Source organism: Vibrio sp. 1402 (genome assembly GCF_033340275.1).
The window spans coordinates 1-527 of sequence record NZ_JAWOWE010000662.1; the positions used below are offsets into that span (position 1 = coordinate 1).

Sequence of the window (527 nt, forward strand, 5' to 3'; positions counted from 1 at the left end):
GTATTCTGAATACATCTCATCACGGAAGGTTTTACCCTTCGCATCAAACACCACCGCAATACGCTCAGACGCAAATTGACGCATCATACTGCGTAGCATGTTCACCACACCGTAAACTGCGTTGGTTGGGATTTCACCATTACTCATCGTGCCCGGGTAAGCGTGAAAAGCGCGATATAGGTAAGAAGAACCGTCGATAAGAATCAGCGGATTTTCAGGAATACTTGCCATAATTGTCTGTATCCAAATCAGTACTTAATAGATCTGCCTAGGATGCCATGACTGCTGATCCGAATCTATCTTGTTCGTTCGATCCAGATCGCGGAAATTTTCCGATTTATTCAAGAAAACTACCACCACCTGTGGATAACTCTGTTTATATAAATTATCCACAGATTGTACAATGATAGAAAAGACAAAAAAATACAAATATATATTATTGTTTTTAAAGGATTATTTTTAAACAAGGCGAGAAGATCAACGATCTTAAAATGATCATGTCATGTGGAAAAGTTACGGATAGTGAC

The 527-nt window shown here is 38.9% G+C and carries 1 protein-coding gene; it reads right to left on the reverse strand.

Annotated features, from left to right (window positions below):
• Positions 1–231: hypothetical protein (locus tag R7044_RS27810; protein ID WP_225456320.1), on the reverse strand; the 231-nt coding region annotated here is incomplete at its 3' end.
• Positions 232–527 lie beyond the last annotated feature (296 nt).